The organism is Gardnerella sp. 30-4, assembly GCF_001641215.1.
GTDB lineage: Bacteria > Actinomycetota > Actinomycetes > Actinomycetales > Bifidobacteriaceae > Bifidobacterium > Bifidobacterium leopoldii.
In genome coordinates, this window is sequence record NZ_LXJL01000040.1 from 1 (window position 1) to 8,693 (window position 8,693).

7 protein-coding genes and 1 pseudogene are annotated in these 8,693 nt (G+C 35.9%); 2 read left to right on the forward strand and 6 right to left on the reverse strand.

Translation table 11 applies throughout. The annotated features are described in order from the left end of the window. Positions 1–16: 16 nt before the first annotated feature. Both A5294_RS03095 and A5294_RS03100 read right to left on the reverse strand, forming a co-directional pair. Positions 17–790 carry an energy-coupling factor transporter transmembrane protein EcfT gene (locus A5294_RS03095; protein ID WP_004106997.1) on the reverse strand — a complete coding sequence of 258 codons (774 nt, stop codon included), beginning with the start codon at positions 788–790 and terminating at the stop codon, positions 17–19. A 26-nt stretch (positions 791–816) separates the two neighbouring features. After that, a complete protein-coding gene (locus A5294_RS03100; protein WP_032842540.1) occupies positions 817–2,682 on the reverse strand; it encodes an ABC transporter ATP-binding protein in 1,866 nt (621 codons plus the stop codon). Between the two features lie 366 nt (positions 2,683–3,048). Here A5294_RS03100 and A5294_RS03105 point away from each other — a divergent pair, with 366 nt between their 5' ends. Further along, positions 3,049–3,252 (forward strand): helix-turn-helix transcriptional regulator, encoded by a 204-nt coding sequence (locus tag A5294_RS03105; protein ID WP_004113289.1) that lies wholly within the window; start codon positions 3,049–3,051, stop codon positions 3,250–3,252. Next, positions 3,249–3,650 (forward strand): hypothetical protein, encoded by a 402-nt coding sequence (locus A5294_RS03110; RefSeq protein WP_009994776.1) that lies wholly within the window; start codon positions 3,249–3,251, stop codon positions 3,648–3,650. The genes A5294_RS03105 and A5294_RS03110 overlap by 4 nt, the downstream gene beginning before the upstream one ends. Before the next feature lie 23 nt (positions 3,651–3,673). Here A5294_RS03110 and A5294_RS03115 read toward each other — a convergent pair whose 3' ends face one another. The 4 genes and pseudogenes from A5294_RS03115 to A5294_RS03130 all read right to left on the reverse strand — a co-directional run bounded on the left by A5294_RS03115 (position 3,674) and on the right by A5294_RS03130 (position 8,587). Further along, a complete protein-coding gene (locus A5294_RS03115; RefSeq protein ID WP_082851876.1) occupies positions 3,674–4,318 on the reverse strand; it encodes a helix-turn-helix transcriptional regulator in 645 nt (214 codons plus the stop codon). A gap of 396 nt (positions 4,319–4,714) precedes the next feature. Next, positions 4,715–5,011 carry a type II toxin-antitoxin system RelB/DinJ family antitoxin gene (locus A5294_RS03120; RefSeq protein WP_064340435.1) on the reverse strand — a complete coding sequence of 99 codons (297 nt, stop codon included), beginning with the start codon at positions 5,009–5,011 and terminating at the stop codon, positions 4,715–4,717. A gap of 150 nt (positions 5,012–5,161) precedes the next feature. Then, positions 5,162–8,053 (reverse strand): ATP-binding cassette domain-containing protein, encoded by a 2,892-nt coding sequence (locus tag A5294_RS03125; RefSeq protein WP_064340436.1) that lies wholly within the window; start codon positions 8,051–8,053, stop codon positions 5,162–5,164. Positions 8,054–8,153: 100 nt separating this feature from the next. Then, positions 8,154–8,587, reverse strand: a pseudogene (locus A5294_RS03130) (hypothetical protein). Positions 8,588–8,693 lie beyond the last annotated feature (106 nt).

The following is an 8,693-nucleotide window of genomic DNA, read 5'->3' on the forward strand; positions in this document are numbered from 1 at the left end:
GATTTACACAAATATTTTACACTAAATTTGGCAAAAAGATTGAAGTGCATATTGGTAAAGCAATAATAAGTGCAGAAATAACTAAAGACAAGAATCCACGCCATCCGAATGGGTATTTGTAATACGAAGACTTGCGTGTACGCAAATAAAAGCCGCGCTCTTCCGCTGCTAGCGCAGAACTATCTGCTTTACGCACTGAAGAAACCAAAAGAGGCACAATAAGAGGCATCATAAGTTTTAATTTTTTAAATGGATTTTTACTATCGTATTCAACTCCGCGAGCCATTTGAGCTTCTGTGATTTGAGACATTTCTTGCGCAAAAATAGGCACAAAACGAACCGCAGTAGTTATAGTAAAAGCATAACAATATGGAATATGCAAATATTGGACTACAGCATTTGCAAGATCGTTTAATTTAGTTACTGTTAGCACTGTAACAAGAGGAAAAGCAAAACAGAACAAACGCAAAGAAGCTTTCGCTCCAATATCAATACCTCTTAACGTAAACCATAGAAAAATATAGTTCCCACTTTGAGCAATAACAGTTTGTAGCAAAAACATTACGCAAGAAATTATTAGCATAGCTTTAATAAGGCCAAATAATGTTTTAACAACATGAGTAAAAGCCATGCCAACAAAAATAATAACAGCTAGCGCAATAAGTACAGAATACTGTTTAGCAATAAATACGCTTATTACAATACTCGCAGCAAGAATTAGCTTCGCAATAGGGTTTGTGCGGTGAAGGAATGTGTTGCCTGATTGATATGTTAATAGTCTCGTTTTCATAAATATCAGATGCCTTTATTTTACTTCTAACTATTCTGCTGATTATGCTGCTTATTCTGACTAAGTTTTGCGATTTTACCAAAACGCAACGCTTCAACTAATTCTTTTCGCGTATACAATCCATAGCATTGCTTAAAACCGTTAGAAACCAAACCTTGGCAAACAGCACACAATAATGGTGGATATAAAGAAGCAGCTGAGCAGACATCTGGTTTTTCAAAAACATCATGCGCCGAACCATCAATAATAAGCTTTCCATCATTAATCGTTATAAGTCTAGTTGCATAATCAAGCACAACTTCCATATCATGACAAACCATAATCACGCAACAACCGTGAGCTCGCAACTCCTCAACCACTTGCATAATTCTCACGCATTCATGGTAATCAAGCCCACAAGTTGGTTCATCGAGAACAAGTATTTTAGGACGCGTTACGACAGTTGCAGCCAATGCCACCATTTGTCTCTGCCCTCTAGAAAGCATGAATGGACTGTCAGTAGGATTTAAGTCAAGTTTCTCAATAATTTCCATTGCATGCGTTTTCGCTTGACTAGAATCTTCACCAATTAAAATACAGCTCAACTCTACTTCTTCAAGAACAGTCTCTTTACATAATTGATGATCAGGATTTTGGAATAATGTCGCAACATATTTTGCTATTTGACTAATTCGCAATGGCTTGGTGTCGATACCGTCAATTGTCACACTACCTTCAGTAGGTCTTAGTAAACCGTTAATAATTTTTGTAATAGTAGTTTTTCCGGCACCGTTTTTACCAATTAATGCGATCAATTCACCAGCATAAGCATCAAATGAAATATCTTTTAGAGCCTTGACATCATTTGCATAAGCAAAACTCACATGATCTATTGAAAGGCATGGCTTATCAATATTATTAACTGCATTGTTAGCTCTTTTAGAATCTTCTTTATTAAGTTCTAAATCAGCTTCTACATCATACACATCATCGCGATTAGAAAGTTTAAAATAATCAGAACGCAAAGTTTTAACAATAGTATTTACAGTCTCATCAACGCCAACACTAAGAGGTGCTGGATCGCAAATTTGTTCATCTTGCAATTGTTTAAGCAATCGCGTAGTACGTGGATAATTAATACCTACTTTACGAAGTAACTCTATATCTTTAAGAGCTTCGCAAACAGGAGCATCGAGAACAAGCTCACCTTTAGAAAGCACTATAAGACGCTTGCAATATTCACTTAATAAAGCTACTTTTTGCTCAATCACTACAATAGTAATACCAAAGTTTTTATTCAAATCACTTAAAACATCGAAAATCATACGTGAAGAAACTGGATCCAGCGCACAAGTAGGCTCATCTAAAACCATCACTTTAGGCCTTAAAGCCAAAATAGCAGCTATTGCGACCTTCTGCTTTTGACCTCCAGATAGCGTGTCTAAATCACGATTTCGCAAATTGCTAATACCAACAGTTTCTAGTGCATTTGCTATACGCTCAGGAATTTCATCGTGCGAAACTCCGAAGTTTTCTAAGCCAAAAAGCAACTCATCTTCAACGTTTGCAGCAACCATTTGCGCATCAATATCTTGAATAACAGAGCCAATTAAACAAGCAATATTAGTGAGCTCAAGAGTAGTAGTGTCATGACCAGCAATTCTGACAGTTCCGAAAAACTTTCCCGAATAATGGTGAGGAATTGCTCCAGAAAAAAGTGAAGCAAGAGTTGTTTTACCAGACCCAGAAGGTCCAATAATTCCAACGAATTCACCTTGATGAATACTAAGGTTTACTTTATGAAGAGCATAGTTGCAATTATCTTCATTGTCTTTTTTATCTTTATTTGCAACACTTTCATCACTATGAGTATCGTAACGAAAAGATACATTGCTTAATTCAAGCAATGGCACTTCTTTTACTGATTCATCACTTTTTTTCATAGGCTCTTTACACGGTTCGGCAGAATCAACTAAATGATTATCTGCAACATATTTTTCTTGCTGAGACATAACATTCCTAACTCTAACACACCGAGCAAACGCTAAAAAATTAATAACACAAAAACACAAGTTGACATCAATCATATTAGACTGATGCCAACTTGCTTTTATACCTTTATATTTATACTTCTATKWYTTCTTACTCTCTTGAATACTATGAAACTTTGCAAACAATATTATCGAAATTAAATCCAATGGAAAGCAAACTTGACATTTACTTTCGAAACGATTATCTTATATGTAAAGCTAGCTTTCCATTAGAAAGGAGAATGTAATGTGAAAAATAGACTTGAACAAATTAGAAAAGAAAAAGGCATAACCCAGGAAGAACTTGCTGACGCACTCGAAGTATCAAGACAAACAGTCGGTTCTTTGGAAAATGGGAGATATAACCCGTCAATCATATTGGCATACAAAATTGCTAAGTACTTTAATTTAACAATCGAAGAAATATTTATTTACGAGGAGGATAAAAAATGAAAAAACAAAAAACCCAGAATTTTTGGTACATAGGTTATGTAATAGGTATTTGCGGATTAATTCTTGCACTGACTCTTAAACTGAATGAATCCGTCGAAATTGTATTGTCAGTTGTTTTTGTTGTGATTATCTCACTTTCACACGTAAAAATCATGCACTATAAGATGATGAAAAAAGACCACACCTACAAAATAAATATGAACGATGAAAGAAACGAGAAAATCAAAGATAAAGTAAATGCAACAATGGCATTCATACTAATGCACCTAATGGGAATAATTGCCATAATTGCATTTATCACAAAAGCATATTTACCAGCTGCTCTTTTAGCTATTTCAGTCGCCTTTTCTCCATTAATCATGTTTTTTATCAACAAATATTATGAGAAAAAATATTAAAACCAGACCCACCCACCCATTTACTACTTATTACGAAGCAAACCAACTTTCATAAATTCTTTATCTCCAATACGGAACTTTTTACTATTAAACGCCACTCCCATAATTCTGCTAATAATATACTCATCAGTTATAAGCACGAAATACTGCTTATCTTTTTTATCCACCAAATAATACTGATCAGCCCCAAGAGTGGCAACAGCTTTACTGAAATCATATATGCCAAACAATGGCAATCCTCCAAGGAGAGTAGAAAACCATCCAACAAAATTATCCACTATCTTCTCAGATGAACTGTTATAAGTCTTAACAACAGTTAGCATATTGATTTCTGAGTCAGGATATTCATCTAAGACAATCTGCTCTTTAATTTTCGACTTCTTAAAACTGCTCACCCTACCGTCGAAACAATATTTATTGAGATTAATAGGCTTCTTAGTAATAGAAAAATCAACGCTATTGTTCTCATCCAAAAGATAATCAACGCTCACGCTTAGAGCAGATGCAATAAATTTCAGATTCTCGATATCCGGCAAACCCCGATTCGTTTCCCATTTTGCTACAGCAGCACGAGATACCATCAATAATTCCGAAAGCTCCTCCTGCGTCAACCCAGCTTCCAGACGAGCCTTTCTAATTTTTTCTCCCAAAGATATAACGCTACTCATAACACAACTCCTTTCAAATCACTTATTACACATCATGAAATTACTTGACGGAAACCAAATTAGTATTGAAACATTTGATTTAGATACCGCCTAATTACAAACTAACAAATAATTTACAACGGAAAAAGAAACAAGGTGAAACACTATAGTTACCAATTGTAACAGCATAAGAAATCAAATAATGTAGGGAACTTTTTTACGATTTTTACACTAATTTGTTCCCTAAAACATAAGCAACTAAATCAATAGGCACTCGAGTAAGAAACAGCCAAAACACGCTCAAAAAACCGCTCCAAGCCAGCCTAAAGCCGTCGCATACTAAACTTTTTAACGATAGAAAAAGCTATCGTTAAAAAGTTTAATTTTCTAAAACCAAGCTTACCTCACGGTTTCCTATCATCGTTCAAGCTCCTCAAAAACATCATCTATCGGATAGCTATCACTTTGAACCGCCTGATCATAGCCTTTAGCTATCAAAGCATTAAACGTTTTCTCATCCATATCATCTTGTGCCGGAAGAGACTTTGGAATAGTAAGCGAAAACGGAATACCCTTATTAAGAATGATTTGACGATAAAACATGTCAATAGCCGTAGCCCTAGAAATTCCAATCGTTTCCAAAATCTGCTCAGCCTGCTGCTTAATATTTTCTTGTATTCTCACATTCACATTCGCTGTCTTAGTAACTGCCATATAAACCAACCTCCATACACACATCATAAAATACTGTATCGCATATCGCAACACATTCCACTTGTTGCTTCACAAACGTATACAGTATGCAATTACAATATGAATTCAAGCCCAACAATCCACCATCAGTAACGTCTCAACGAACGCAACTCACAGTACTTTTGGATTCTTATAATATTCATCAAAATTAATTACCTTATCGAATACATCACAATTAGTTTGCGCGTGCAACACAACTACAAGCTTGTTATTCCTCGTTTTAGCACATCTAATAGCTCGCACAATTATTTCACGTTCACTACAGCCATCAGCATCAGTTACACTTTTGAACGTCTCATCCAACATAATAACAGTTCGCTGTTGAGCACCAATACACTTTGTGAGCGACGTGAAATCTGGAGCAACAATAGCACCATTATCATCAAATAAGTAATCTTCAATCAGCATACAATTCTGAGTATTGTTATAATCAAACCAATCTCGCAACAATACTGATTTACCAGCACCACTAGCGCCAATAATAGCAACTGAAGAAATATCACTATCAGCAATGGTATTACTAAGATTCTGGTATGCTAATTCATTCCTCTTATACGCTTGCTGCTTACGCTCATAATTTTCCAAGCTGAAAACTCGTTGAGCAGTCTGGGTCAAAACTCCTGAATCTTGCAAAGTTTCAATCACATTTTCCAAGCTTGACGACAGCATTACCACAAAATACAACACAGCACTAGCAGAAGCAAAATTCATTGATGATACTGTAAGCATATAAAGTATTGAAAATTCCAATATTAAAGAGAGACTTTGCATCATGCAATTTCTCACTGTGTAAATATTGATAAAACGACGCATACGCTGCCAATACTTATTTTCTGACGAAGCATAATGATACTTGCGCGAACTATCAAAAATAGCACCTTGCGGTAAACTTCGCGTTGATAATAACGACGATAATGCTCCTAAGAACTTATCGCGATATTGTGCTTGTTTATCCGCAGCCGTATTGAGTAATCGCGAACCGGCATACCATATGAGACAAGATAACGGCACCATAATAATCATTATGTATACGTACTGCGGTACCGCAGCAATTGTCATAGCAAGAACTATTACTGTTTGAACAATAACAAAAATAACGTGTGCAATAGCACTCGGAATACTCATCTGTAAGTCAGAAAAATCATCCCCAAGTCTACCTAAAACATCACCTTTATTATCAATATTTGAATACTTATGCAAACGCATAATCAAACGATTATGCAGTTTTGTAAGCCGCACAATTGGCACAGCATATACAGGAAAATTAAGAGCAATAATACCAACGACAATAAGCAAGCTTGCAAACAATGCAGAAGACTGAAGCATATTTAAGTTGGTGTTCGTAGCAATATTCTCTACAAACATTAACTCAGCAAGAACTATAAGTACTGTTGCTATCGGCAAACAAATAATACTAGCGGAGAACAATTCGCGCACAGTTCTAATGAACTTACCACGTGATTCTGCACCTGTAGGAATTTTCGATTCCACACAATCCGCTTGCATAGTTTTATCACTACCAGTATTCTGCAAATGATTTTCTTCAACCACACTATGCGTGACTTGCTTAGAGTTGTTACCATAAAACACACAAGGAATATACTCTGGATTACGTGCAAATAAAACAATATGATGAACTTGAGAACTTAGCATGGCTTGTGAAACTGTTTCTCGAAGCTCTGGATTTAACACAGAAAACACGTCATCAAGCACCAAATATTCCACGTCTTGAGCAAACGCCATAGCAAGCACCATGCGTTGACGCTCACCAACAGATAACGTTTCAGGATTATGCAAAAACCTATCCGCAACCTCACGCGACACATTAAATAAACGCAAGAAGTTTTCATACTTCCGACGAGTATCATCGCTCGCAATATCAAACCAAGCTTCAATAAGCCCCTGCGACATAATAGGATTACAAGGCACCAATATTTTACTACTGCTAACAATAGACTCATACGCATTCAACGCCGAGCCAGCTTCTTTAGACAAAAGAGCGAACTTATTATCAAACACAACAGAATCAGAAATATTAGTAGCATCCGCACGAGTATTCTTCATAGCATTTTGCTCTAATTGCACTAAATCCTTGTCCATTGGAAGAGCAAGCCGAATCACGCGATAATTCACAATATTATTCTGCATGGCACCATACAAATATTTAATCGCAAAAAGAATTCCAACATTAAACAACGCATTTGGAAAAATAGTTACATGAACAAGAACAACACCAGCAAGCAGTAATGTCAACCCACCTTGCTCAACAATATTACTCAATAATTGAGGAAATATGCGCTTATACAACACTCTTTCTTCTGCTTTACGCGCATCTTCAATCGCCGTAATACCAACATTATAACGATACACTCTTGAAGCGTGAGGAAGTTTATCAATAATCTTACTGAGAAGATTACGACGTTTACCTTCTAAATCCACATAGTTCTTCCACAATACGCCAATCCAACGTATAAGAAACAAATTACCAACACATAAGAGAACTAATAGTAAAACCGCTACAATACTATTCTCGTGATATTGAACAACACAGATAGCAAAAAGAATAATAAACTGCAATATTGATAACACGAAATCAACACCATAAGCTATCTGACTTATCTGATTTGGATATGTTAATGCCGAAGACTGCAATGTTTCATCATCATTATTCTGAACAGATAAACGCACAAAACGATGGAAAGTAAGCTGACGAAACAAAGCGATAAGAAGCATCTCACAACGATCTTTAGCAATAAAACCCAATGCTTGTAAGAAGAAAGATAATGCCAACTTAAACGCAACAAACCCTTCAAGCAGCGTCGAAGCAGAATGCAATGATCCCATTGTATAAATAAGCAACAACATTCCAGCAAGCTGTATCAAACCAGTAATAAAAACTGATAACACCTGCGGCATAAGAACTATAAAATATACTAAAGTACCTTTTGCACGTTGATGATTCGCAACGAACGAATCATAACGAGACACAACCCTATTTAACATATACCTCCAACATACATATTCATTCCAAACCCTCTAATCTACAAGTTTCATTAACTAATTCATCATCAGGGAAACGCTTCAAATCAAGTGCAAAATATTACTATTTCTTCTTATAACCTACGGCAACATTACCTGTTTTATTAATCCCTGGTACTTTAAGAACATTAGAACTTGACTTGTCTTTTAAATCAAATTTTCCAACCAAAAATAAAGCTTTAAGTTCTGGACCAGGTAAATTGAACGATGAGTCAACTAATTTGATGGGCTTATCTCCAAGAGTGACTTTAGACAAATCATAATGAGAATCAAGAATATCCCGCGACACAAAGAGATACAACTCATCCTTATTCATATAGTTTTCTGGTATACGAAACTCTTCTTGAGACACTGCTACCGTTTCCCAATGATACGACGCAAGCTCCGCCTTCTCCTCATCATCAGCACATCCAGCAAGAGAAAAGAGAAGCCTAGCAGCAGAAGCATAACAAGACAACTTTGAAAAATGTTTTTACAAAAAATAGTTTTACTTCTCATAACACTACTAGCCTCCTTTTCGTTAACACGACTCTGTATCAAATGATCATAAAACAGACTATTAAGTAAACAAGATCTACCATTCACTCTGATTACTGTAATAATC